The sequence below is a fragment of the Streptodolium elevatio genome (assembly GCF_040649515.1).
Classification (GTDB): Bacteria; Actinomycetota; Actinomycetes; order Streptomycetales; family Streptomycetaceae; genus Yinghuangia; species Yinghuangia elevatio.
Map to the genome: position 1 here is coordinate 66,924 of NZ_JBEZFP010000005.1, position 24,899 is coordinate 91,822.

The 24,899-nt window shown below is 72.1% G+C and carries 22 protein-coding genes; 15 read left to right on the forward strand and 7 right to left on the reverse strand.

Annotation, left to right across the window (positions count from 1 at the left end; all coding sequences use genetic code 11):
• Position 1: 1 nt before the first annotated feature.
• Together AB0C36_RS03270 and AB0C36_RS03275 are read right to left on the reverse strand one after the other, a co-directional pair.
• A complete protein-coding gene (locus AB0C36_RS03270) occupies positions 2 to 1,051 on the reverse strand; it encodes a FecCD family ABC transporter permease (RefSeq protein WP_358348438.1) in 1,050 nt (349 codons plus the stop codon).
• A complete protein-coding gene (locus AB0C36_RS03275; RefSeq protein ID WP_358348554.1) occupies positions 1,048 to 2,106 on the reverse strand; it encodes a FecCD family ABC transporter permease in 1,059 nt (352 codons plus the stop codon). Before AB0C36_RS03275 ends, AB0C36_RS03270 begins: the two co-directional genes overlap by 4 nt.
• Positions 2,107 to 2,269: 163 nt before the next feature.
• On the opposite strand from AB0C36_RS03275, the gene AB0C36_RS03280 reads away from it, so the two are divergent.
• The 6 genes from AB0C36_RS03280 to AB0C36_RS03305 all read left to right on the forward strand — a co-directional run bounded on the left by AB0C36_RS03280 (position 2,270) and on the right by AB0C36_RS03305 (position 11,147).
• Positions 2,270 to 3,250, forward strand: a complete 981-nt coding sequence (locus AB0C36_RS03280; RefSeq protein WP_358348441.1) for an ABC transporter substrate-binding protein — start codon at positions 2,270 to 2,272, stop codon at positions 3,248 to 3,250.
• 144 nt (positions 3,251 to 3,394) lie between these two features.
• Positions 3,395 to 4,750: an ATP-grasp domain-containing protein gene (locus AB0C36_RS03285; RefSeq protein WP_358348444.1), complete on the forward strand. Its 1,356-nt coding sequence runs from the start codon at positions 3,395 to 3,397 to the stop codon at positions 4,748 to 4,750.
• On the forward strand, positions 4,747 to 6,507 hold the full coding sequence (locus AB0C36_RS03290) for an IucA/IucC family protein (RefSeq protein ID WP_358348447.1): 1,761 nt from the start codon (positions 4,747 to 4,749) through the stop codon (positions 6,505 to 6,507). Before AB0C36_RS03285 ends, AB0C36_RS03290 begins: the two co-directional genes overlap by 4 nt.
• 71 nt (positions 6,508 to 6,578) lie before the next feature.
• Positions 6,579 to 8,327: an IucA/IucC family protein gene (locus AB0C36_RS03295; RefSeq protein ID WP_358348450.1), complete on the forward strand. Its 1,749-nt coding sequence runs from the start codon at positions 6,579 to 6,581 to the stop codon at positions 8,325 to 8,327.
• Positions 8,328 to 8,485: 158 nt separating this feature from the next.
• Positions 8,486 to 9,616, forward strand: coding sequence for an alanine racemase (locus tag AB0C36_RS03300; protein WP_358348453.1), 1,131 nt, complete (start codon positions 8,486 to 8,488; stop codon positions 9,614 to 9,616).
• Between the two features lie 49 nt (positions 9,617 to 9,665).
• Positions 9,666 to 11,147 (forward strand): SDR family NAD(P)-dependent oxidoreductase, encoded by a 1,482-nt coding sequence (locus tag AB0C36_RS03305; RefSeq protein WP_358348456.1) that lies wholly within the window; start codon positions 9,666 to 9,668, stop codon positions 11,145 to 11,147.
• Between the two features lie 33 nt (positions 11,148 to 11,180).
• Here the strand turns inward: AB0C36_RS03305 and AB0C36_RS03310 are convergent, their stop codons facing one another.
• Complete coding sequence (locus AB0C36_RS03310) at positions 11,181 to 12,008, reverse strand: SDR family NAD(P)-dependent oxidoreductase (RefSeq protein WP_358348459.1); 828 nt, start codon at positions 12,006 to 12,008, stop codon at positions 11,181 to 11,183.
• Positions 12,009 to 12,121: 113 nt separating this feature from the next.
• Between AB0C36_RS03310 and AB0C36_RS03315 the strand changes: the two genes are divergently transcribed.
• Both AB0C36_RS03315 and AB0C36_RS03320 read left to right on the forward strand, forming a co-directional pair.
• On the forward strand, positions 12,122 to 12,742 hold the full coding sequence (locus AB0C36_RS03315; RefSeq protein ID WP_358348462.1) for a TetR/AcrR family transcriptional regulator: 621 nt from the start codon (positions 12,122 to 12,124) through the stop codon (positions 12,740 to 12,742).
• A gap of 148 nt (positions 12,743 to 12,890) precedes the next feature.
• Positions 12,891 to 14,825: a flavin-containing monooxygenase gene (locus AB0C36_RS03320; protein WP_358348465.1), complete on the forward strand. Its 1,935-nt coding sequence runs from the start codon at positions 12,891 to 12,893 to the stop codon at positions 14,823 to 14,825.
• 40 nt (positions 14,826 to 14,865) lie between these two features.
• On the opposite strand, the gene AB0C36_RS03325 is transcribed toward AB0C36_RS03320, so the two are convergent.
• Entirely contained in the window at positions 14,866 to 15,375 is a 510-nt protein-coding gene (locus tag AB0C36_RS03325; RefSeq protein WP_358348467.1) for a GNAT family N-acetyltransferase, read from the reverse strand.
• Positions 15,376 to 15,421: 46 nt separating this feature from the next.
• Between AB0C36_RS03325 and AB0C36_RS03330 the strand changes: the two genes are divergently transcribed.
• The 3 genes from AB0C36_RS03330 (at position 15,422) to AB0C36_RS03340 (ending at position 18,278) form a co-directional block, all read left to right on the forward strand.
• Positions 15,422 to 16,030 (forward strand): TetR/AcrR family transcriptional regulator, encoded by a 609-nt coding sequence (locus AB0C36_RS03330; protein WP_358348470.1) that lies wholly within the window; start codon positions 15,422 to 15,424, stop codon positions 16,028 to 16,030.
• A 56-nt stretch (positions 16,031 to 16,086) separates the two neighbouring features.
• Complete coding sequence (locus tag AB0C36_RS03335; protein ID WP_358348473.1) at positions 16,087 to 17,361, forward strand: acyltransferase; 1,275 nt, start codon at positions 16,087 to 16,089, stop codon at positions 17,359 to 17,361.
• Positions 17,362 to 17,441: 80 nt separating this feature from the next.
• A complete protein-coding gene (locus AB0C36_RS03340) occupies positions 17,442 to 18,278 on the forward strand; it encodes a hypothetical protein (protein WP_358348476.1) in 837 nt (278 codons plus the stop codon).
• 42 nt (positions 18,279 to 18,320) lie between these two features.
• Here the strand turns inward: AB0C36_RS03340 and AB0C36_RS03345 are convergent, their stop codons facing one another.
• Positions 18,321 to 18,899 carry an AAA family ATPase gene (locus AB0C36_RS03345; RefSeq protein WP_358348478.1) on the reverse strand — a complete coding sequence of 193 codons (579 nt, stop codon included), beginning with the start codon at positions 18,897 to 18,899 and terminating at the stop codon, positions 18,321 to 18,323.
• A 301-nt stretch (positions 18,900 to 19,200) separates the two neighbouring features.
• Between AB0C36_RS03345 and AB0C36_RS03350 the strand changes: the two genes are divergently transcribed.
• Positions 19,201 to 19,908 carry a VIT1/CCC1 transporter family protein gene (locus tag AB0C36_RS03350; protein WP_358348481.1) on the forward strand — a complete coding sequence of 236 codons (708 nt, stop codon included), beginning with the start codon at positions 19,201 to 19,203 and terminating at the stop codon, positions 19,906 to 19,908.
• 120 nt (positions 19,909 to 20,028) lie between these two features.
• Here the strand turns inward: AB0C36_RS03350 and AB0C36_RS03355 are convergent, their stop codons facing one another.
• Together AB0C36_RS03355 and AB0C36_RS03360 are read right to left on the reverse strand one after the other, a co-directional pair.
• Positions 20,029 to 20,790, reverse strand: a complete 762-nt coding sequence (locus AB0C36_RS03355) for a bestrophin-like domain (protein ID WP_358348483.1) — start codon at positions 20,788 to 20,790, stop codon at positions 20,029 to 20,031.
• The gene (locus tag AB0C36_RS03360; RefSeq protein WP_358348486.1) at positions 20,787 to 21,725 is read right to left on the reverse strand and encodes a hypothetical protein; all 939 of its coding nucleotides are present in this window, start codon (positions 21,723 to 21,725) and stop codon (positions 20,787 to 20,789) included. Before AB0C36_RS03360 ends, AB0C36_RS03355 begins: the two co-directional genes overlap by 4 nt.
• Before the next feature lie 208 nt (positions 21,726 to 21,933).
• On the opposite strand from AB0C36_RS03360, the gene AB0C36_RS03365 reads away from it, so the two are divergent.
• The 3 genes from AB0C36_RS03365 (at position 21,934) to AB0C36_RS03375 (ending at position 24,858) form a co-directional block, all read left to right on the forward strand.
• Complete coding sequence (locus tag AB0C36_RS03365; RefSeq protein WP_358348489.1) at positions 21,934 to 23,349, forward strand: family 2B encapsulin nanocompartment shell protein; 1,416 nt, start codon at positions 21,934 to 21,936, stop codon at positions 23,347 to 23,349.
• A 119-nt stretch (positions 23,350 to 23,468) separates the two neighbouring features.
• Complete coding sequence (locus AB0C36_RS03370) at positions 23,469 to 24,233, forward strand: bestrophin-like domain (RefSeq protein WP_358348491.1); 765 nt, start codon at positions 23,469 to 23,471, stop codon at positions 24,231 to 24,233.
• A gap of 121 nt (positions 24,234 to 24,354) precedes the next feature.
• On the forward strand, positions 24,355 to 24,858 hold the full coding sequence (locus AB0C36_RS03375) for a carboxymuconolactone decarboxylase family protein (protein WP_358348492.1): 504 nt from the start codon (positions 24,355 to 24,357) through the stop codon (positions 24,856 to 24,858).
• Positions 24,859 to 24,899: the final 41 nt, after the last annotated feature.

Sequence of the window (24,899 nt, forward strand, 5' to 3'; positions counted from 1 at the left end):
GTCAGCCTCCCTTCCCCACCCGGTTAGTCCGGGCGAGCAGCCACATCAGGTACGGGGCGCCGACCACGCCGGTCACGATGCCGACCGGGAGTTCGGTCGGCGAGAACAGCGTGCGGCCGAGCAGGTCGGCGGCGACGATGAGCACCGCGCCGGTGAGCGCGCTCGCCACGAGCGGGATTTCCGCGCGTCCGGTCAGTCGCCGGGCCACCTGCGGCGCCCCGAGCGCGACGAAGCCGATGAGTCCGGCGGACGCGCACGCCATCGCCGCGAGGCAGGTCGCGAGGACCAGCAGCACGATGCGGGCCCGGCCGATGCCGATGCCGAGTCCGCGGGCGGTGTCGTCGTCGAACTGGAGGAGCTGGTACGCCCGCCCGAGTGCCAGGACCGGCGGCACCAAGACCAACAGCCCCAGCCCGACCCACTTCACGTGCGTGTAGTCGCGGCCGTTGAGGCTGCCGGTGAGCCACACCATCACGCGTGACGCCTGGTCGATGTCGGCCTTGGCGAGCATCCACCGGTTGAGGGCGATGAGCGCGCCCTGCATGGCGAGGCCGACCAGGACGAAGCGGTAGCCGGTGATCGCGCCGCCGCGGTAGGCGAACAGGTAGATCGCGGTCGCGGCGGCGAGTGCGCCGCACAGTGCGCCGAACGGGACACCGCCGTACGACCCGGCCCCGGCCGCCGTGACGCCGCCGAAGAGGATGGCGGTGATGGCCCCGGTGCCCGCGCCCGCGGAGATGCCGATCAGGTCGGGACTCGCGAGCGGGTTGCGGGTGACCGCCTGGAAGACCGCGCCGGCCAGGCCGAAGGCGACCCCGACGAGGACGGCGGTGAGGGCGCGCGGCAGCCGGAGTTCGCGTACCACCAGGTTGCTGTCGCCGGAGCCGTAGCCGAACAGCGCGCCGAGGACCTGGTCGACGGACAGGTTGCTGTACGTGCCCAGGCACAGCGACAGGACCATCATCGCGAAGCCGACCAGCACGAGGCCGCCGTTGGCGGCCAGCACGCGCGGCCGGAGCATGATCCCGAACGGGCCCACGGAGAGCTTCACTTGGTGCGCTCCTTCAGGCGTCCGCTCTTGATGAGGGCGACCAGGAAGGGCGCGCCGATGAACGCGGTGACGACACCGACCTCGAGTTCGGCCGGGCGGGCGACCAGGCGGCCGATGACGTCGGCGGTCAGCATCAGGATCCCGCCGGCGAGTCCCGAGCAGGGGATCAGCCAGCGGGCGTCCGGCCCGATGAGGGTGCGGACGATGTGCGGGATGACCAGGCCCACGAAGGTGATCGGTCCGGCGGCGGCAACCGCGGCGCCGGTGAGCAGGATCACCGCGAGGGCGCCGAGCGCCCGGGTGCGGCGTACCGGCGTACCCAGGCTGCTGGCGAGGTCGTCGCCGAGTGCCAGGGCGTTGAGGCGGCCGGCCAGGAAGAGGGCGATGCCGAGGCCGACGGCGATGAACGGGGCGATCTGCCAGCCCAGGTCGCTGTCCCGTCCGGCGAGCGAGCCGACCGCCCAACTGCGGTACTGGTCGAGGGTGTTGACGTCGAGAAGGACCAGCGCGTTGGTGAAGGCCTCCAGGAGTGCGGTCACCGCGGCGCCCGCGAGGGCCAGTTTGGCCGGGGTGGCGCCGCCGTAGCCGGTGCCGCCGACGATGTACGCGAGCCCGCCCGCCACCGCGCCCATCAGGAACGCGAACCAGATGTACTGGTACGACGCGGTCCAGCCGAACAGCCCGATCGCGCCCGCCACGCCGAACGCGCCACCCGCGCTGATGCCGATGAGCCCCGGGTCGCCCAGCGGGTTCCGGGTGATCTCCTGCGCGACCGCGCCCGCGACGCCGAGGGACAGGCCGACGAGGAGGCCGAGCACCGTGCGCGGCATGCGCAGGTCCAGGACGACGACGGCGTCTCCGTCGCGGCTGCCCCCGAGCGCCGCGAACACGTCCGAGAGAGGGACGTTCTTGGTGCCGATCGCGAGGGACGCGAACGCCGCGACGACCAGCACGCCGAACAGCCCCGCCACCACCGCCGAATTGCGGCGTGGGCTGCGGCGGGGCGGGGGCTGGGGGTCGGCGGGAGTCGGCGGTGCGGCTCCGGCCTTGAGCATTGCGGGCACGGCTAGGAAGGTAAGGCATGCCTTATACCGACGTACACCCCCCCTTGGTGTCGGTATTCGGGCAAGGCTTACCTTCTTCCCACAAGGAGATGTTAGGTAGCCCTTACCTGATGCTCCGGTCGGTGTACCGCTTCCTGCCCCATGGAGATCCCCCATGCGTACCGCCCCCCGCCGCTGGCGTTCCAGAGTCGCGGCGGCAGCCATGGCCGCCGCACTCACGGTCGGCCTCGCCGCCTGCGGCGACGACACGAAGGACGACGCCGCGTCGACGGGTGCCTCGGCCGGATTCCCCCGCACGATCACGCACGACAAGGGCACCACCGAGATCAAGGACAAGCCGAAGCGCATCGTCGCGCTCGACAACAGCCTGGTCGAGGCGGTCGCGGCACTGGACCGACCGCTCGTCGGCGGCATCGGGTCCTACCGCGACCAGAAGGGCTTCCCCGACTACCTCGGCGAGTCCGTGAAGGACACCAAGGACGTCGGGCCGCTCGACAACCCCAACCTCGAGCAGATCGTGGCCCTCAAGCCGGACCTGATCATCTCGGCGACCGTACGGCACGACCCGCTGTACGACCAGTTGGCCAAGATCGCCCCGACCGTGTTCGTCAAGACCACCGGGCCGACGTGGAAGGACAACATCAAGCTGGTCGCCCAGGCCCTCGGCGAGGAGCAGAAGGCGACCGAGAAGCTGACCGCGTACGAGGCCCGCGCCAAGAAGATCGGCGACGCGATCAACGCGAAGGCCGGCAACCCCACGGTGTCGGTGGTCCGCTTCGTCGACGGCCCGACGCGCATCTACCTGCCCAAGACGTTCAGCGGCATCGTGCTCGCCGACATGGGCATCGCACGGCCGGAGAACCAGCGCGACCCGGAGAAGTTCAACATCGAGATCAGCGAGGAGCAGATCGGCCTCGCGGACGCGGACTACATCTTCGTGACCTCGTTCTCCGGCGGTGAGGAGCGCAAGGCCAGGTTCCTCGCCAACCCGCTGTGGCAGCGCCTCAAGGCGGTCGCCGACCAGCATGTGTACGAGGTGGCCGACGAGAAGTGGATGACCTCTGTGTCGCTCCAGGGCGCACACGTCATCCTGGACGACCTGGCCAAGAACTTCGGGGTCGACGCCGCGAAGTAGCCTGCGCCCGCGACCGGAGCGGGCGCACCACCCGGAACCTGCCGCGCGTACCCGCCCGGCACGAGGCGGGGGCCGTGGACCGTCCACCCACGGCCCCCGCCGCCACCCGGGCGGAGGTACGCACCCGCATACCTGGAGGGACGTTTGCAACTGCACCTGGTGGCCCTCAACCCCACCGATTCCGTCACCGAGGGCTTCCTCCCCGCCGCCGCCGAACTCGGCTTCGACGTCACGGTGTTCACCGACCGGGCGGATCCGCACAAGGCGGCGTACGCCGGTTCGGACGCCGCCCCCGCCCGCCTCGTCGAGTGCGACGTACGCGACTTCCGGGCGCTGATCGCCGCCATGTCGCACGGCCCCTCCCCCGACGCGGTGTTCGGCAACAGCGACCACCTCCAACCCCAGACCGCACTGGCCGCCGACTGGTTCGGACTGCCGGGCAAGGACTGGCGTGCCACGCTGCGGGCCAAGAACAAGGCACTGATGCGGCGTCATCTCGCTGAGACCGGCGTCGACTCCGTGTGGACCGCCGAACTCCCGGGCGACTTGGACCCCGGCGCCCTGGCCGCCGTCGACGTGCCGTACCCGTGCGTGGTCAAGCCTCGCGAGGGGGTCGCGAGCGAGGACGTCTACCTGGTCGGCAACGAACGCGAACTGTTGGCCCGCTGCCGCGGGATCCGCGAGCACACGCCGGGAATCGCGCTCGTCGTCGAGGAGTTCCTGCGCGGGGACCTGCGCACCCTGGAGACGCTGGGGGACGGCCGGGTCAGACACGTGCTCGGCGGGTTCCGCACCCGGGTGTCGGCCCCGCCGACGTTCGTCGAGGAAAGCATGGTCTTCGACGCCGAGCCCGACCCCGGGGCCGTCGGCCAGGTCGAACGCGCGCTGGACGCCCTCGGCGTGGGCTTCGGCGCGTGCCACACCGAGTACGTGGTCGCGGACGGGCGGGCCCGGATCATCGAGGTCAACTACCGCATCATCGGCGACCAGTGCGATCTGCTGCTGCGCGATCTGCTGGGTGTGCCCATCTTCGAGCACGTGCTGCGCGTGCACCTGGGCGAGGCCCTGCCGGCGGCATCGGAGCTGCTGGGTGACCCGGTACGGCCGATTCCCGGTTCGGCGGACGCGTCAGCCCCTGCGTCGGCGGACGCGTCGGCGGACGGCACGGTGGGCGGCACGGTGGGCGGCATGTCGGGCGGCATGTCGGTCGGGATGGTGGACAGGCCGGCGGACGGGCCGGCCGGTCGCCGGGCCCGCGTCGAATACATCTGCGCCCGGTCCGGCGGCACGCTGGTCGCCGCCCCCGCCGCCGCGGATCTGGCCGACAACGGTGTGCGGTTGGCCTACCGGCCGCTTCGCGCGGTCGGCACCACGGCCCCGCTCACCGGGACCAACCGCGACTATCTGGGTGTGCTGCGGGCGGTGGGCCCGGACCAGGAGCGGACCGACGCGGCCGTCGCCCGGTTCGTCGCCGCGCGGTCCTGGGAGATCCGTCCGTGAGCGTGCCGGCACAACGGCCCGAAGACGAGCTCTGCTTACGCGTTCTCGATGCGTGCCTGCGCGAGGACATCCACGGCCTACGCACCGGGGGCACCCTCGACCACCGCGCGGACGGCGCCTGGCTGACCGTGCGCTCCGGCCCGCGGACCGCGGAACTCCCGGTACGCCGGGCATCGTTCCTCTGCGACCTCACCGCCCGCGGACCCGCCCTGATCGAGGACGGACGCCGACTCACCGGGCTTGAGGCACTCCTCGGCTTCCTCGCCGCCGGGACCGGCCCCGAATTCGCCGACGACGCCGAGGGATTCGCCGACTTCGCCGACGAGTGCCGCGCCGCGCTGGCGACCGTACGCGTCCACGACCGCCACCGCGACGCCGTCTTCGCCCGCCTGGCGGGGCGGCCCGCCCGCGGGATCGCCGGGAGCCTCGTCTACGACACGGTCGCGGCCTACCACGACCACCCCGCGTATCCGACCGCACGCAGCAGGGTCGGCCTGACCGAGGACCAACTCCGGGGGCATGCGCCCGAGTTCCTGCCGACCTTCGCACTGCGCTGGGCCGCCGTGCCGCTCTCCGCGGCAACCGTGCGCGGCGTACTCCCGGGGTGGTGGCCGACACCGTCCGGCCTGGGCCTCCCCGAGCGGTACGACGCGTCGCACGCGGCCTTCCCGGTGCACCCGTTGACGGATCCGGGCGCGGTGGAGGCCGCGGTGCCCGGCGTTCGGCACGCCGCGGTACGCCACCTGCCGGCCGCCCCGACGCTGTCCATGCGGTCCGTGGTCCCGCTCGACCACGCCGACGAGCACCTCAAGCTCCCGCTCGCCACCAGCACGCTCGGGCTGCGGAACCGGCGCACGATCACGCCGGGTTCGCTCGCCGACGGGGCGGCCGGCAGCCATCTGCTCGGCCTCGTCCTGGACGCCGAACCGCGGTTCCGGCACCGGGTCGTGGTCGCCGACGAACGCACCTACGGCCACGCCGGTCACGAGTTGACGGGGTTCCTCGTACGCCGCCACCCGCCCGGGCTCGACGCCGCGCGCGTGGTGGCGGTCGCGGCGCTGGCGGCCACCGGCCCGGGCGGGCGCACCGTCGTGGAGTCGCTGGCGGACGAGTACTTCGACGGCGACCCGGTCGCGCTGTACGACGGGTACCTGCGCCTGCTCCTCGACTGGAACGTCACGCTGTGGCTGCGCTACGGCATCGCGCTGGAAGCCCATCAGCAGAACACGTCGCTCGTGCTCGACCGCGACGCCGGCGGCCGCACCCGGCTGCGCCTGCTGCTCAAGGACAACGACAGTCCGCGCTTGCTGCCCGGCCGGGTGCGGTCCCGGCTGGGCGCCGCGGCCGAGGCCGTGCCGTTCCACGACCCGCGGATCCCCGTCGCCGACGGCGGGCCGCTGGCCGATCTGTTCACCACGATCACCCTGCACCTGTGCGCGGCGGCGCCCCTGATCGCGCTCGCCGCGACCGGACGCGCCCCGCTGCCCGCGCTGATGGCCTTGCTGCGCAGGCGACTTGAGGCGGCGGCCGCCCGGCACCCGGACTCGCCGGACCTCGCGCTGCTGCACGAACGGTTGTTCGCGGGGCGGTCGATGCCGGTCAAGCTCATGGTCACGGCGGGTACGCTGCTCGACAAGGCGCGCTCCGGGGCGTCCGACATCAACAAGCACTACGCGTGGACCGGACCCAACTACCTTGTACCCCAAGCAGTCACGGTGCCGGTTGTGCGGCGTGTCCCCCGGACGGACGCGCGGTGAGCGACGAGGTCGTGTCGGGGCCGGGGTACGCGGTCGCCGACCTCCGCTCCGCTGTTCCGCGAAGGAGTTACATGCCCGATGCCGCAACCGCCGCAGGCCCGTCGACCCCTCCGGGCCCCGCGCCGGACAGCCGGCCACCGGAAGTCCCGACAGCCGATCTGGCGACCACCCACACGCTGCTGAACTGCCTTCTCCGTGAAGTCTCCGGACCCGAGCACCAAGCCGCCGTCACCGACGGCCACCTGCTGGTCCGCCTCCCCCGCGCGGACGCCCTGCTGCGCATCCGGGTGCGCCGCACCTCGCTCACCGGCGCGCACCGCTTCCACGGCCCCGCGTACCGGCACGGTCCACGCGGCTGGCGCGAGCTGGACTGGTCGGCGTTGGCCGAACTGGTGGCCTCGGAACTGGAGTTACGCGGAGGAACCGTCAACGGCGAGTTCGTGGGCCAGGTCCGGTCCAGCCGTGACACCATCGCCGCGATCCTCGACGGGCGGGCCGGCCGGGCACCGGCGGCAAACGCCTATCTCGCCTCCGAACAGGCCCTGGCCTTTGGACACCGCTTCCACCCCGCACCCAAGGCCCATGGGGGCGTCGGCCGGGACCGTACGCGCTACGGACCCGAGACCGCCCGGTCGTTCCCGCTGCGGTTGCTCGGGGTCCGCCGGGACCTCGTGGTCGAGGACACGGCCCGCCCCGACGCGCTCGCGCCTGTGGACGAGTTGGCGCCCGCGCCCGAGGGCTACCGCCTGCTCCCGGTACACCCCTGGCAGTTCGGACTGCTGGACGGGCACGCCGCCCTGCGCGGCGCGCTGGCCGACGGACGGATGGTGGATCTCGGCTTCGGTGGACCGGAGTTCGCCCCGACGGCTTCGGTGCGGACCCTTGCGGGCGACGGCTGCTTCCTCAAGTTCAGCCTCGACCTGCGGATCACCAACTGCGTGCGCAAGAACGCCGCGTACGAACTCGCGGGGGCGGTCGCCCTGACCCGGATCCTCGCGGATCCCGTGCGGCGGACCGCCGAGCGGCACCCGGGGTTCGCGGTGCTGCCGGAACCGGCGTACCGCAGTGTCGATCTGCCGGACACGGCTCTGCTCGAAGGGCTGGGCGTGATCGTGCGGGACGGCGTGACGGCGGCCGCCGGGCCGGGAACCCCGCTGCTGGCCGCGGCGATCGCCGACGAGTACGCGCTGTCCGACGCGCACGTCTCGCGGCTCATCCCCGATCCCACGGCCGACCGGGTCGCGGCGTGGTGGCAGGCGTACCTCGCGCTGCTGGTGCCGCCGGTGCTCACCATGTTCTTCGGGGAAGGCGTCGTCCTGGAGCCGCACTTGCAGAACGTGCTGGTCTGCGTGGACGGCCAGGGCCGCCCGGTACGCACGGTGTTCCGCGATCTGGAGGGCACGAAGCTGCTCGCCGACCGGCACGACCCGGCCCTGGACGCGCTGCCGGCGCGGGTCGCGGCGGCGATGACGTACGACGCCGAACGCGGCTGGAACCGGGTGGCCTACTGCCTGCTCGTCAACCACATCGGCGAGATGGTGGCGGCGCTGGCCGACCTGTGCCCGGCCGCCGAGGCGCGGCTGTGGGGGGAGGTACGGCGCGTACTGCGCGACCACGCCCGGGAGTTCGGGTGTCCGCCGCCGCTGCGCGCGCTGCTCGCCGGGGTTCCGCTGCCGGCCAAGGCGAACTTGATGACGCGCTGGCAGCGCGCGGCGGACCGCGACGCGGGCTACGTGGCGCTGCCGAGCCCGCTGGGCGCGGCGTTCCTGGACGGCGCGCACGACGCCGGAGCCGAGGAGGCGCAGCCGTGGGAGACGTGACCGCAGCCACGGGGAAAACGGGCGCAGTAGACCACGCCGGGAACGGAACCGGGCACGATCGAACGGAAGTCGCCCCGGTTCCGGTTCGCCTCCCTGACGCCGTTCGGTCGTACGCGGGCGCGCTGCCGGACGACCGGCTCCCGGCGTACGTCCACGACTTGTTCGGACTCCGCGAGCACGTGGCGGCCGTCGCAGCCGCGCTGCCGCCGGGCGTCGAGCTGTATTACGCGGCCAAGGCCAACCCCGATGCCGAGGTTCTCCGCGCGGTGGCGGCCCACGTGCACGGATTCGAGGTCGCGTCGGGCGGCGAGTTCGCGCACGTGCGCGAGGCCGTCCCCGGGAAGCCGATCGCGTTCGGCGGACCGGGCAAGACGCCGTCGGAGCTGGCCGAGGCGGTCGGCTCCAAGGTCCACCGCCTGCACGTCGAGAGCGAGCAGGAGACACACCGGGTGGCCGCCCTCGCGCGCGCCACGGGTCGGACGGTCGACGTCCTCCTGCGCGCCAACCCGCCGATCGAGCTGCCGGGGACCGGGCCGGCCGCGCTGACGATGGGCGGGCTTGCGACGCCGTTCGGCATGGACCCGGAGGTGCTGGACCGCTGCGCGAAGCTGCTCGCCGACGAGCCGCGCGTACGCCTGCGCGGACTGCACGCGCACCTCGCCAGCGGTCTGGGCCCGGACGATCTGGGGGAGGTGGCGGCGAGGCTGCTCGCCTGGGCGGACGCGTGGGCCGCCCGCAACGGCGTCGACCTGCGGGAGTTGAACGTCGGCGGTGGGATGGCCGTCGACTACGCGACCCCCGAGGCGCGCTTCGACTGGGCGGCGTACGGCAAGGCGTTGGGCGGCCTGGTGCGGCCGGGCGGGCCGGTGCTGCGCGTCGAGCCGGGGCGGGCGGTCGCCGCGTACCACGGCTGGTACGTGACCGACGTGCTCGACGTCAAGCACAGCCGGGGGCAGGCCTTCGCGGTCGTCCGAGGCGGCACACACCATCTGCGCACTCCCGTCGCGCGCGGGCATGCGCAGCCGTTCGCGGTGCTGGCGCGCGATTCGTGGCCGTACGCGTGGCCGCGCCCGAGCACCTCCGGCGAGCCGGTGACCGTCGTCGGGCAGTTGTGCACGCCCAAGGACGTGCTCGCCGCGCGCGTCCCGGTGACGGGTGCGGTGCGTGCGGGCGACCGGCTCGTGTTCGCGATGGCCGGGGCGTACGCCTGGAACATCTCGCACCGCGACTTCCTCATGCACGAGCCCCCGACGTTCCACTATTTGGCGGGGGCCGGGGGGCGTACGTAGAGTTCAGCGGTTGGGCGTCGCGGGATCGAGCACGGAGACGGCAGAGGGCATGACAACGAGTAACGACGAGGCGCCGGGCATCGACCCCGAGCGCCTGGCCGTCTGCCTTACCGTCCTGGCCGAACTGGACGGGCTGCCGACCGAGCACCCGGACGCGGTACGCATCCGCGAGGCCACCGCGCACATCTTCAAGCGCGTCAAGGAGCGCCGCCGCGCGGACCGCAAGGCCCGTGTCCAGGCCGCCGACCACGCGGTCATCGCGGCCACCGCGACCGGCTCCCCGGACCGCATCGACGACGAGACGCAGGGCATCCCGATCAGCTCGTCGACGGTCGGCGAACTCGCCGGGATACTCCAGCGGGCGCGCGGCTGCTACATCTGCAAGCAGAAGTACGTCGAGGTCGACGCGTTCTACCACCAGCTCTGTCCGCCGTGCGCCAAGCTCAACCGCGAGCGCCGCGACGCGCGCGCCGACCTGACCGGCCGCCGCGCGCTGCTGACCGGCGGGCGCGCGAAGATCGGCATGTACATCGCGCTGCGCCTGCTGCGGGACGGCGCGCACACGACGATCACGACGCGCTTCCCCAACGACGCGATCCGCCGCTTCAAGGCGATGCCGGACAGCGACGAGTGGATCCACCGGCTGCGCATCGTCGGCATCGACCTGCGCGATCCGGCGCAGGTGATCGCGCTGGCCGACTCGGTCGCGGCGGCCGGCCCGCTCGACATCCTGGTCAACAACGCGGCGCAGACCGTACGCCGGACTCCGCAGGCGTACGCCGCGCTCATCTCCGCCGAGGAGGGCCCGCTCCCGGCCGGCGAGCTGCCCGAGTCGATCACCTTCGGCCACATCGCGGGCTCGGGGCACGTGGCCCTGCCGTCCGCGCTCCCGGTCGGCGCGGCGCCGGCGACGTCCGCGGTGGCGCCGACGAACGACCTGGACCCGCACGCGCTGACGGCGCTCGCGCTCACCAGCGGCTCGGCGACCCCCGCGCGCATCGAGGCGGGCACCGCGATCGACGCGGGCGGCCTGATCCCGGACCTGGACGCGTCCAACAGCTGGGTGCAGCGCGTCCACGAGGTCGACCCGATCGAGTTGCTCGAAGTGCAGCTCTGCAACGTGACGGCGCCGTTCATCCTGGTGAGCCGGCTGCGTCCGGCGATGGCCGCGGCCCCGGCGCGCCGCAAGTACGTCGTGAACGTCTCGGCGATGGAAGGCCAGTTCAGCCGCGGCTACAAGGGTCCGGGGCACCCGCACACCAACATGGCCAAGGCCGCGCTCAACATGCTCACGCGCACCAGCGCGCAGGAGATGCTGGCCGACGGCATCCTGATGACCGCCGTCGACACCGGGTGGATCACCGACGAGCGCCCGCACCCCACCAAGATGCGCCTCGCCGACGAGGGCTTCCACGCCCCGCTGGACCTGGTCGACGGTGCCGCCCGCGTCTACGACCCCATCGTCCGCGGCGAACAGGGCGAGGACCTGTACGCCTGCTTCCTCAAGGACTACGCCCCCTCGCCCTGGTGACGCGGGCTCGGGCCGTCCGCCGCGGCCCGCGGGTCACCCGAAGGCGCTGAAGGTGGCCGCCGCGCTGCTGCGGTCGGTCCGCAACTGCCATGCCACGTCTGCGATTTCGTCGGGATCAAGGGTGGAGTTTCCGACGTCGCCGAAGTCCTGCGGGCCGGACGCGATCATCGCGTGGATGTCGCCGCGTTCGATGAGGCCGCCGATGACCAGGCTGCCGGCGTACACACCCTTGTCGGCGAGCGCGGCGTTGAGGGTCAGCGCGTAGTTGTGCAGGGCGGCGGACAGCACCGCGAGGTTGCCGAGTGCGGGCATGGGTGTCACCGCGCTGAGGCCGGTCGCGAACAGCAGGCATCCTTCGCCGCGTTCCAGCATGCCGGGGAGCACTTTGGCGACCACGTCCACTGCCGGGTACATCCAGCTCATGGCCGCCCGGACGCTCGCCGAGTCGGCCTCGGTGATCGGCTTCGGGAATCCCTCGGGGTCGGTGGAGGCCGGGCCGTAGTAGACGGTGTCGATGGTCCCGAAGCGTTCGGTGACAGCGTCGAGCACGGCGAGGAGTTTGTCGCGGTCGCGTACGTCGGCGGTGTAGGCGGCGGCCTCCGCGCCTGTCCCGGCCAGCGCGGCGAGATAGGCGGCGTGCCTGGTGGCGGTGCGCGAGACGAGGGCCACCGCGTAGCCCTCGCGGGCGAAGCGGTGTGCGACGGACATGCCGAGCCCGGGACCGACCCCGATCACGACGGCGGTCCTGCGCGCCGAGTGCGAGGTGGCGGCGGACGCGGCTTCGGGCGTCGGGGCGGAAGCGGGAGCGGGAGCAGCGGCGGAAGCGGAAGTGGCGGCGGACGGGGAACCGGAAGCGGACATGGGCGGACACCCTCGATTCAGGCGTGCGGAGGCTAAGTTGAGGAAGCCCTCAACTTCTTGTCCGCGACGCTAGCAGGAACTTGAGGCGTCCCTCAATTTCGTAGGATGGGCCCATGCCCGCCAGAACCAGGCCGCTGCGCGCCGACGCCGCCCGCAATCGCGACAAATTGCTCGCCGCGGGCACCCAGGTCTTCGCCGAGCGCGGCCTCGACGCCCCCCTGGAGGAAGTCGCCCGCCGCGCCGGCGTCAGCATCGGCACGCTGTACAACCACTTCCCCACGCGCCAGGCGTTCCTGGTCGCGATCCTGCCCGGGCACCTGGAGCCCCTGGAGCGGATCACCGCGGCGGCGCTCGCCGACCCCGACCCCTGGACCGGGTTCGTCGCCTACCTCGACGGGCTCTTCGCGCTCCAGGCCGCCGACCGCGCGCTCAACGACGCCGTGGCCCGGCAGTTCCGCCAGGTCGGCGACGTCCACGAGAGCTGCCCGCGCGGCCTGGAGGACGCCACCCGGATCATCGAGCGCGCCCGGCGCAGCGGCCGGCTGCGGGCCGACTTCGAGGTCGACGACCTGGTCGTCATGATCTGGGCGATGTCCCAGGTGATCCGCGAGTCGGCCGACACGGCACCGGACGCCTGGCGGCGATGCCTCTCCTTCTTCCTGCACGGCCTCGACGCCGGGCCGGGCGCCGCGGCCCACAACGACACGGCACCCGGGCGCCCCGCCGCGCCCTGACCCGAGGGGCGCGGCGCGACGGCGCCCCGACGTCGCCGCCACCGCGCCGCTCCGCGGCAACTGCACAGCTCGATGTGTTGAAGCCGTCGCCTTCCGGTTCTAATGTGCGCTCATCAATCGTCGTCGCGATTTACGGAGCCGCTCGTCCATGAGTGCCACGAACCCGCATGCCGGCCTGCCGATCACCGACGACGACGCGGCGATCGCGGCCGCCCTGGAGGACGTCAGCATCCCGACGCTCCTCCTGTCCCTCGTGCACATGACGGGCGACCCGTCGTACATCCGCGGACCGATCCGGCCGCGCATGCTGGTGCTGAACGAGGTGCAGGGGTTCCTGCCCGAGGAGGAGAAGGCCGAGGCGCGGCGGATGGCGCTGGAGGCGATCAAGGCGTACCGCGACGGCGGTTGCGTCCTGCCGCCGCCGCCGGGACCGGAGCTGATCCGGGAGATGATGAGCTGGGTGGCGTGCGAGGACGTACCGGAAGAGTACGTCCCGATGCTGCTGGAGGAGATGGAGCTCGACGGCGTCGACGCACGCCGCGTCGAGGTGCACGCGGACGCGGACGCGCGCGAGGCGTTCCCCGTCGTGGTGATCGGCTGCGGACAGTCGGGCCTGCTGGCCGGGATCCGACTCAAGGAGGCCGGGATCCCGTTCACGATCGTCGAGAAGAACCCCGGTGTGGGCGGCACGTGGTGGGAGAACTCGTACCCCGGCTGCCGGGTGGACGTCGGCAACCACTTCTACTGCTACTCGTTCGAACCCAGCGACCACTGGACCGAGTTCTTCTCACAGCAGCCCGAACTCCAGCGGTACTTCCAGGACGTGATGAAGCGTCACGCGATCGAGTCGCACATCCGCTTCGACACCGAGGTCGAGGGCGCGGTCTGGGACGAGCCGTCCGCCACCTGGCGGGTCACGGTACGCACGCCCGAGGGCGCCACCGAGGTCCTGACCGCCCGCGCGGTCATCTCGGCGGTGGGCCTGCTCAACCGCCCCAGGCTCCCCGAGATCCCCGGCATCGAGGACTTCGAGGGTCCCGCGTTCCACTCCGCGCAGTGGGACCACTCGGTCGACTACCGCGGCAAACGCGTCGCCATGATCGGCGCGGGTGCGAGCGGCTTCCAGATCGCCCCGACCATCGCCCCGGACGTCGCGCACCTGACCGTCTTCCAGCGCACCGCGCAGTGGATGTTCCCCAACCCGAACTACCACGAGAAGGTCGGCCCCGGGGTCCGCTGGGCCATGCGCCACCTCCCCTTCTACGGCCGCTGGTACCGCTTCCTGATCTTCTGGCCGGGCAGCGACGGCGCCCTGATGAGCGCCCGCATCGACCCCGAATGGCCGCACCAGGACCGGTCCGTCAGCGAACGCAACGACTTCACCCGGCAGATCTTCACCGACTGGATCACCAGCCAGGTCGGTGACGACGCGGCCCTGCTGGCGAAGGTGCTCCCCGACTACCCGGCCACCGGCAAGAGGACCCTCCAGGACAACGGCAGTTGGCTGCGCGCCCTCAAGCGCGACAACGTGGACCTGGTCCGCGAGGGCATCGCCCGCATCGAGAAGGACGCCGTCGTCACCGTCTCCGGCGAGCGCCACGAGGCCGACGTCATCGTCTACGCGACCGGCTTCCAGGCCAACCGCTACCTCTACCCCATGCACATCGTCGGCCGCGACGGAGCCGTCCTCGCCGACCAGTGGGGCGACGAACCCAACGCCTACCTCGGCATAGCGGTGCCGAACTTCCCGAACTTCTACTGCATGTACGGCCCTGGGACCAACCTCGCCCACGGCGGCAGCCTGATCTTCCACTCCGAGTGCCAGATGCGGTACATCGCGGGCTGCATCGACGAGTTGGTCCGCAACGGCCACCGCACACTGGAGCCGCGCGCCGAGGTCACCGAGGCCTACCACGCCCGCCACCAGACCGAGATCAAGAAGCTGGTGTGGTCCCACGAGACCATCAAGCACTCCTGGTTCAAGAACCAGAGCGGCGACATCCACACCGTCAGCCCCTGGCGCCTCGTCGACTACTGGGAATGGACCAAGCGCCCCAACCTGGACGACTTCACCGTCCGCTGACGGTCGGCGCCCCCCGCGGACGGTGCGTGGCGCGCCACGGCTACAGCGTGAGTTCCATGCGTTGTTCGATGGCGTCGACTCCCCACTTGTGGGCGGGTTCGGAGTGGGTGAGGCGGAAGCCGGCGGACTTGTAGAGCTGGTGGGCGGCTTCGAGGCCGGCGACGGTCCACAGGTAGACGCCGGTGGCGCGGCGGGCGCGGGCCTCGTCCATGGCGGCTTCGAAGAGTGCGCGGCCCAGGCCCCGGCCGCGCGCCCGCGGGTCGAGGACCACCCAGCGCAGTTGGCACCAGCCGGGGGCCTCGTCGCCGCGCGTCAGGCCGGTGGCGCCGACGACCTCGCCGTCGAGTTCGGCGACCCACAGGCGGCCGGCGTCGTAGGTGCCGTCGCGGTCCCAGGCGAGCCAGAGGTCGGCAAGGCCCGAGGCGACGTACGCCTCCATCGTGGTGTCCATGCCGTACTCGTGCGCGTAGATCACGCCGTGCAGTGCCGCGACCGCGCCCAGGTCGCCGGGCCTGGTGCCGTCACGGATGCTCGCCGGGGCGTTGGCCATGGGTCTATCCTCCACTGAAACACTCGTTTCAGTGGAGGATAGACCCATGGCCTTGGATACGGAACCCTCTCCGCGGCAGCGGGAACTCCTCGCCGCGACCCGCGCGTACGTGGCGGAGAACAACCTCAGCGACCTGTCGCTGCGCCCGCTCGCCGCCGCCATCGGGTCGAGTCCGCGGGTGCTGCTCTATCTCTTCGGGTCGAAGGAGGGCCTGATCCGCGACGTGCTCGCCGATGGCCGCAAGGAGCAGTTGGACCTGGTCGAGCGGGCCACCGCCGAGGCCGACGGCCCGCGCGCGGTCCTCGAACTCCTGTGGCGGTGGGTCACCGATCCGGGCCACCGCACCGTGCTGCGCCTGTTCTTCGAGGGGTACGTCCGCGGCTGCGGCCCCCAGGCCGCCACCGGCCCGTGGACCGGCTTCGCGGTCGCGTCCCTGGACGACTGGCTGCCCCCGCTGGAACGTCTGCTGGAAGGCCACCGCATACCGGCGACCCTGGCGCTCGCCGTGATGCGCGGGCTCCTGCTCGACCTGGTGGCCGACGTCCCCGGCGAGGGCGCCGCGGCCGCGGCGCGGGCCACCGAGCGGCGGGTGGACCAGGCGTGGCGGGCGTTTCTCGACGAAGCGTTCGGGTCGGAGACGACGCCCGGGGACTGACGGCTCACGGGCCCGGTACGCTCCCTCCGACCTCCCGTCCCGATCGGAGCCCGTCCGTGCCCCGCCTCCCGCGTCGCGCCGCCACCGCCGACGACGGCGACACCGCCGCCCCGGCGCGCGCCGTCACGAGCACCTCCGCCGGCGCTCCGGCGAGCATTCCCGCGAGCACAGGCACCGGCAGAAACCCGGCCACAGGCGTACCCGAACCGCGGCCGGACGGGGGTGACGCGGGTGAGCCCCTGGCGAAGGCCGCGGCTCCCCCGGGCGGCGCGCAGGGGTCCGGTGGCACCGCCGGGCGGCCGTCGTACGCGCACCTGTCCTGGCTGCGCGTCATCGCCATCGTCGCCGTGGTCGCCATCCACACCACCGGCATGACGATGACCGACGAGGGCCTGCGCGGCAGCGCCGTGTGGTGGACCGCGGCGATCGTCAACGTCGGATCGACATGGGCCGTCCCGGTGTTCGTGATGATCAGCGGGGCGCTGCTGCTCGGCCCGGCCCGCGAGGGCGAGGACGCGGTCGGGTTCTATCGCCGCCGCCTCGCACGCATCGCGGTGCCGCTGGTGTTCTGGCACGCCTTCTACATCGGCTTCAAGATGTGGGTGAAGGACTACCGGCCGGCGGTCGAGAAGGTCGTCGGCGACATGCTGCTCGCCAGGACGTACACCGCCCTGTACTTCTTCTGGCTGATCCTCGGGCTGTACCTGCTCGTCCCGGTGCTGCGCGTCTTTCTCGCGCACGCGTCGGCGCGCGACCGCTACCTGGTCACCGGGATCGCCCTCGCGTTCGGCCTCGGCGTGCAGATCACCAACGCGTACATCAACGTGCGGCAGCTCGGCGCGCCGGCGCTGCGGCTGACCGCGCCGACGTACTTCCTGCCGTACGTCGGCTACTTCATGCTCGGGTACGTCCTGCGCGACGTCGTGCTGACAGCCCGTCAGCGGGTGGCCGCCGCTCTCGTGCTGCTCCTGGCGCTCGCCGAGTTGGTCTGGCAGCACACCCAAGCGGCCGACCTGCCACTCGACTTCGCGGTGGCACTGCCGCCCAACACACTCGGCTCGGTGGCGGCGCTGGCGGCCGCGCTGGTTTTCCTCCTGGCACGCGGCACGCTGGACCGCGGCGGCCGAGTCGGCCGGGCGGCGAGCGACCGGGTGCTGGGGGTGTTCGGCTGCCATCTGGCGGTGCTGTACGGCATGCAGCGCTGGTTCGGCATGCCCGACGGGGCGACCACCCTGCCGGGTCTCGGGCTGCTGCTCGGCGCGACCCTCGCCGCGTCCTTCGCCATCAGCCTTGCCGCAGCGCGAATCCCGCTGCTGAACAGGGCCTTCTGATCACTCGCTGAACCAAACGACTGACCCACAAATGGGGGTTGGCTCGCGCCCCGCGGAGGCTTGGCAATACGGTTCTGCGCATGTTTCCGACTCAGGACCCCTACGGCCCCCAGCAGTACGCCCCCACTCCTGGGCAGGGCACCCGCTCACCCTGGATCGTGACGGCCGCAACGGCGGTAGTGGCACTCGCGTTGGTCGGCGGGGTGACCTCGATGAGCGGCGGGAACGACGGCGGCACCGCACCCGTCGCCGCTCCCGGCGACGCGCCCACCGGGCGGATGCCGAGCGGCCTGCCCACGGACTTCCCGTCGATGCCCTCGTTCACCGCCCGGCCGACCGGCCCCGCGGCCCCGACCGGCGGCACGCCCACGACCGGTGTTCCGGAGACGACGAAGTCCGGCGGCTGGGACACCGCGGAGGGCGACACCGACCCGTTCACCACGCAGGAATGGTTCCCCGACGTCGGCGACTTCTCGATCCAGAAGCGGCCGTACGTGCAGCTCGCCCAGGACGAACGCAACTGCACCGCCGCCGAGTCCGCCATGCGGTCGCTGTTCTCCGACGACTGCATCGGCATTCTGCGGTCCTTGTGGACCACCCCGAACAAGAAGTACGTCGGGCAGTTGTCGGTCATCTCGTTCACCGACAAGGCCTCGGCGAAGTCCATCCAGAACCGGCTGTCGGCGGGTCAGAGCAACGGCGCGTACGTCTCGTTCATCACGCCTCCCTCGGGGTCCGGCGTGAAGTTCTCCGAGCAGTCCCCCACCTGGGTGGGCACCACGACCTCCGGCCACTACATGATCGTGATCGAGGTCGCGCTCAGCAGCGGCGGGGCCATCGACGCGAACGCCAAGTTGATGTACGACGACCTCTACCTGGTCGCGCTCGACCACATCAACGCCCAGATGTGGGAGTAGGGCCCGGAGTTCCCGGCGCGTTCGGCGGTCCCGGCCGGGTCCTCAGGTGCCCGGCAGCGCGTACGCGCCGGCCCTGAGGCCCGCGAGCACGCGCGTCGCGGTCTCCTCGGCGGTCCAGCCCGTCGAGTCCACGACGTGCGCCTCCAACTCGGCGAGCCCGGAGAACTGCCGGTGCAAGGAGCGGACCGGTTCGGGAGCGGTCAGGGCGCCCTCGCCGGTCCGGGCGGTGGCGCGGCGCACGGTGGTGTCCTGGTCCGGGCGCAGCACGACGTACTGCATGGGGATGCCGGTACCGTCGCGCGCCTCGTGGTAGCTGCCGAGGAACCACGGCCCCACGATGCCGTCCACCACGACGGTGTAGCCGCCCTGCGCGTAGCCGAAGGCGGCCCGCGCGAGCACGCCGACGACGACCTCGTTCTGCCGGTGCGCCTCCGGGCGGTACGCGGCGATCGCGCCCCGCCTGATGTAGTGCCAGAAGTCGTCGGTGTGCAGGTGGACGCTCGGCTCGTACGCGTCGGCCAGCAGCCTCGCGACCGTGCTCTTGCCCGCTCCCGGCGGCCCCGTCAGCACGATCACCTGGCCGTGGTGGGCACCCGTGTCGCGCGCTCCGGCGAAGGTCATCGCCCGGTCCTCCCCGCTGCTGTCCGTCCCTATGTCCCGGTACGTGCCCGCGCCTCGGGCCGTCCCCGGGCACTCGTGCGGCCGGGGCCGGCGCCGCACCGGGGCGCCGCACAAGATCGCCATCATGGCAGTCCGGTCCGGTGGTCGCCCCTGGATATCCGTGCTCAAGTGGGGTGACGGCAGGGACGCCCCGCCCGCGGGCGCGGGCGCATATCGGGAGGTGGCGGGTGGCCGACGGCGGCCTGACGGGGCTGGGAGCCGAGCCGAGGGCCGGGCTCCGCACGTTGCGGGCGTAATCCTTATGGAGGAACAGCTTCCACCCGATCACCACGCGGGCCTCGCGACGCGCCTCAACTGGCTGCGCGCGGCCGTGCTCGGGGCGAACGACGGCGTGGTGTCCACGGCGGGCATCGTGCTGGGCGTCGCGGGCGCGGCGGGCTCCCGCGCGGCGATCCTCACGGCCGGTGTGGCCGGACTGCTGGCGGGTGCGCTGTCGATGGCGGCCGGCGAGTACGTGTCGGTCAGCACGCAGCGGGACGCCGAACGGGCCGCGATCGAGCGGGAGAAGCGCGAGTTGCGCGAGGAACCCGAGGCGGAGTTGGCCGAACTGGTGGCGGCGTACCGGGCCAAGGGCCTGTCGGCCGAGCTGGCGCGCCAGGTCGCGGTGGAGCTGACCGCCCACGACGCGCTGGCGGCGCACGCCGAGACCGAGCTGCGGCTCGACCCCGACGAGCTGACCGATCCGTGGCAGGCGGCCTTCGCGAGCTTCGGGTCGTTCGCGGTCGGGGCGCTGCTGCCACTGCTGGCGATCCTGCTGCCGCCGGACGGCCTGCGGGTGCCGGTGACCGTGGTGTCGGTGCTCATCGCGCTGACGTTGTGCGGGTGGGCGAGCGCGCGGATGGGCGGATCGCCGCCGCGCGCGTCCGTGCTGCGGAACGTCGCGGGCGGCGGCGTCGCCATGGCGGTCACCTATGTGACGGGCACCTTGCTGCACGTCGGCGGTGTGTGAGGGCGGGTGCTGCGGTGAGTGCGGGTGCCGCGGATGAGGGCGGGTGCTGCGGATGAGGGCAGGTGCTGCGGATGAGGGCCGGGGCGGCACTCCGGGCATGCGGTTCGCCCCGGCCGGGCGTCACTTCAGTTGTGCATAGCGGTCCAGAGCGGCCTGAAAGGCCGAGGGTCCGACGTTCAGGGGTGCGGTGAACGGGTCGCGGAGTTGGAAGACCAGCAAAATGCCGAATCCGACGACGGCGCCCGCGAGTCCGAGGACGGCGATGTTGCGAAGGTTGGCCGTCATGCCGACCAGCGGCGGATAGACCAGCACGAGCAGGCCGGCCGCGACCATCACGCCGAACAGGATGGGCGGCGAGACCGAGTCGAGGTCGGCGAGCCGCGCGTACCGCTTGACGTAGACCTCGTCGAGCGCTGCGGAGGTCGCGTCGTACGCCGCCTCGCGCCGGTCCGCCGGGACCGCGGCCAACGCGCTCTGCACGGCGTCGAGTTGCTCCCACGACGTCGGCGATGCGCGGTGCTTGGCGAGGTCGGGCCACTCGTCGTCGACCACGGAGCGCGTGTAGACGGTGATGCGGTCGCGGATCGCGTCGCGGTCCTGCGGGGCGAGTTCGCCGGCCCGCGCGTACGCCTTGGCGAGTACGCGTGCCTCCTCGTGCGCGTGCGACCTTGCCACGGACTGGAGTTGCCAGGCGCCGACGATGAGGAAGCCGGTGACGAGGACGAACGACGAGAGGACGACGCCGCCCGCGAAGGTGAGCGCCTGCGGGGTGAACGAGCCTTCCACGCTGCGCGCGCTGCGGCCGAGCCACACGGCGGCGCCGACCGCGAGGCCGGCGCCCAGGACGGTGCACAGTGTCCAGACCACGATGGTGAGCGTCATGACGACGGCCTCCCGGTTCCGCCGCGGCCTTCGCCGCCGCCTCGGCTGACGGCGGCGAGCGCCGCGGGAACGATGGCGAGCAGGAGCGCGAATCCGAGCCAGGTCGCGAGGTCCCAGACGCCGCTTTCCTCCTCCGGCTCGGCGGCCGCGGCGGGCCGCCTGGTCGGGAAGGGCGCCGCGGCGGGCGGAGCCGGCGGTGCGGGCGGAACGACCACCGGCTCCGGCGCGGGGGGCCGGGGCGCGGGCGGCGGGACCACCCGGTCCACCGCGACCGGAACGACCGTACGTGGGGCGGGCGGAGGCGAGGGCGGCGGTGCGGGCGGCGGAGGCGGTGTGGGCCTGGGGGCCGGCGGCGGGGGCGGAGGTGTCGGCTTGGGCGCGGGAGGAGGCGGGGGCGGCGGAGGTGGCGGCGGAGGCGGTGGCGGAGGCGGGTTGAAGTCGACGCCGACATTGTTGTCCTGGTTGACCACGCCTCCGCCGGGGTCGTTGTTGTGCTGGATGACCGTGATGCCGGGCGACGGCTTGCCGGGGGCGGGCGGCTTCGCGGGCGGGGGAACCGCCGGGGTGGGTGCGGCGGACGGTGCCGGCGGGGGTGCGGCCGGGCGCCCCGCCGGGTTCGGGCACGGGCACGAGCAATGCGTGCGGCCGAGCAGCGGCACCGCGGCGAGGGCGCGTACGACGGCGGAGACCGGATCGCAGGGCAGCAGCGGCAAGGCGCCGGCGCGCGGCTTGGACCGGTGGCCGGGCTGATCACCAGGTTGATGAGTTGTCAGAACCCGGACCGCGGACGGTGGTTGGGCAAGCGACTGGAAAGGCGGTGCGGACGGGGCGGGCAACGCGGCGGCTGGGTGGGCGACGGCGGCCAAGGCACAGGCCGCGAGGGGCACCGCGCCGAGCATGGCGCGCGGTGCCGGACGGACGTACTTCACAAGCATGGTCTCAGGGTGGGTGACGACCGGGCGGCCGGGAACGAGATCGCCGCAAGATAGCCCGTTCGTGTATCGGCCGCGCGACATTGTCACGTTCTGCCGCTTTCAACCACACACTTTCGTGTTATTGATCACCATCTTTCCCACCGCCCAGGATGGTTGGCGCAAGCCCGAGTTCCGGGTTCTCGGGCGGTTCCAGGGGAGGTCATGTCTGATGACGGTCGACGCGGATTACGACATCGAGGCGAACGGCGGAGACCCGCGACAGAGCCTCGGAACGGCCGCGGCACGCAACCTCGCCACGACCACCAAGTCCGCCCCGCAGATGCAGGGCATCAGTTCGCGGTGGCTGCTGCGGATGCTGCCGTGGGTGAACGTCGCGGGCGGCACCTACCGGGTCAACCGGCGGCTGTCGTACTCGGTGGGCAAGGGGCGCGTGAGCTTCGCGCAGACCGCCGACACGGTGCAGGTGGTACCCCCCACGCTGTGCGAACTCCCGCTGCTGCGCGGCTTCGAGGACGACGAGGTCCTGGCCGCCATCGCGGCGCGCTTCCAGCAGCGCGAGTTCGCGGCGGGCGAGGTCATCACCGAGGCGGGGCAGCCGATGGACCAGGTGCACCTGGTCGCACACGGCAAGATCAACAAGTTGGGGGACGGCAAGTACGGGGACCAGACCGTGGTCGGCGTGCTCGCGGGGGGCGACCACTTCGGCGACGAGGCGCTGGTCGAAGAGGACGCGCGCTGGCCGTACAACGCGACCGCGTCGACGTCGGGCACGCTGATGACGCTGCCCCGGCAGGCGTTCCAGGCGCTGGTCGACCAGTCCCCCGAACTGCTGGTGCAGATCGCGCAGTTCCTGGCCAGCGCGCAGCAGTCGACGAACAGGCACGGCGAGGCGGCGATCGAGCTGGCGGCCGGCCACGAGGGCGAGATCGACCTGCCCGGCACGTTCGTGGACTACGAGCTGTCCCCGCGCGAGTACGAACTGAGCGTCGCCCAGACGGTGTTGCGGGTGCACAGCCGCGTCGCGGACCTCTACAACCAGCCGATGAACCAGATCGAGCACCAGTTGAAGCTCACCATCGAGGCGTTGCGCGAACGTCAGGAGCACGAGCTGGTCAACAACCCCGAGTTCGGCCTGCTGCACAACGCGGACCACGAGCAGCGCATCCACACGCACCACGGTCCGCCCACCCCGGACGACCTGGACGAGCTGCTCGCGCGCCGCCGCGACACGTCGCTGTTCCTGGCGCACCCGCGCACCATCGCGGCGTTCGGGCGCGAGTGCAACCGGCTCGGGCTCTACCCGGACACCGTGCAGTTGCAGGGGAGCAGCGTGCCCGCCTGGCGCGGCGTGCCCGTCCTGCCGTGCAACAAGATCCCCATCCAGGACGGCCACACGTCGAGCATCATCGCGATGCGTCTCGGCGAGGACAACCAGGGCGTCGTCGGACTCCACCAGACGGGCCTGCCCGACGAGTTCGAGCCCGGACTGTCGGTGCGGTTCATGGGGATCAACGAAAAGGCGGTCATCTCCTACCTGGTGAGCGCCTACTACTCGGCGGCCGTACTGGTGCCGGACGCGCTCGGCGTCCTGGAGAACGTCGAGATCGCCCGCCCGCGCGACTGATCCCGCGGGGCCACGGACGGGGTACGGCCGTGCCGCGCGCACGGCCGTACCCCCGCACGACCCTGACCCTTCCGACCCCACGAACCCCCGCAAGGGGACACGCACACTAAGGGGCCGTCATGAGTTGGTCCGGATTCTTCATCATCCTCGGGACGCTGGTCGGCGTCGCCGGCTGCATCTACGTGGTGCAGCGGTTCGTCCCGCACCCGCTGCGCGAGCAGCACAACGACGTCGCGGGGTTCATCTTCGCGGCGGTCGGCGTCCTGTACGCCGTCCTCCTGGCCTTCGTGGTGATCGCGGTGTGGGAGAACCACGCGACGGCGCGCGAGACCACCTTCAAGGAGGCCGACGAGCTCGCGGGGCTGTACTGGGTCGCGCGGGAACTCCCGCTGCCACTCGGTGCGGAGCTGGAAAAGCAGACGCTCGATTATGCAAAAACGGTCATGCACAAGGAATGGCCGATGATGACCGAGCACAAGAGCAGCCCCGAGGCCACCCAGCTGGTCTACGGCCTGCGCGAGAGCGTCATGTCGTACACGCCGGGCGGTCCCCGCGAGGAGATCCTGTACGAGCGCGCCGTCAACCACCTGGAGGACATGGCCTCCGCACGGCGCGAGCGGCTCAACCAGGTCGACGAGGACGTGCCCACGCTGCTGTGGATCGCGCTGATCGCGGGGGCGGCCCTGACCATCGGCTTCACGTTCCTGTTCGGGCTGTCGAACACCTTCTCGCACGGCCTCATGGTGCTGATGCTGAGCGGGCTGATCGTGGTGTCGCTGGTGGTGATCAAGGAAATGGACTTCCCGTACAACGGGGTGACGAAGATCCATCCGACGGCCTTCGAAGTGTTCCTCGACCGGCTGCCACCACCGAGGACGGTGTAGCACCGGGCGCGCTCGACGCCCTGGGCCGGTCCGGCCGCCGCCGGACCGGCCCAGGGCCGTCCTTGCAACCTGACGAGCCGTCACTTACCGTCGCGAAGCAGGGGCCAATCGAGGAGGCGGCATGGCACGGATCGAGATCCCGGACGGCGACACGCCCGAGGTGGTGCGGGCGCTCACGCTGGCGCCGCATTTCGCCGAGGTGGTGTGGGCGTACGAGCAGGCGGTCGCCAAGAGCCCCCTGGACCGGCGGCTGCACGAGTTGGTGCGCATGCGCATCGCGCTGATCAACGAGTGCGTGGTGTGCCTGAACTGGCGGAACAAGGACTGGGGCGTGACCGAGGAGGAGCTCGCCGCGGTCGGCGACTACGCCGCCAGTGACCTGTTCTCGGCGCAGGAGAAGCTCGTCCTCGAGTACGCCGAGCGCTTCGCGACCGACTCCGCGCGCATCGCCGACGACCTGATCGAACGCCTGGTCGAGCAGCTGGGCGCGTCGGGGGTCGCGGACCTGACCCTGGTGGCCGGCAAGTACCTCGCGATGGGCCGCTTCATGCAGGTCCTGGGGCTGGACCAGGCATGCAACCTGGTCTTCGACGACAGCGGCGAACTCGTCGTCACGACCGTCTGAGCCGTCGGGGCAGAGCGCCGTCCGCCGCCGCGCCGTTTGCC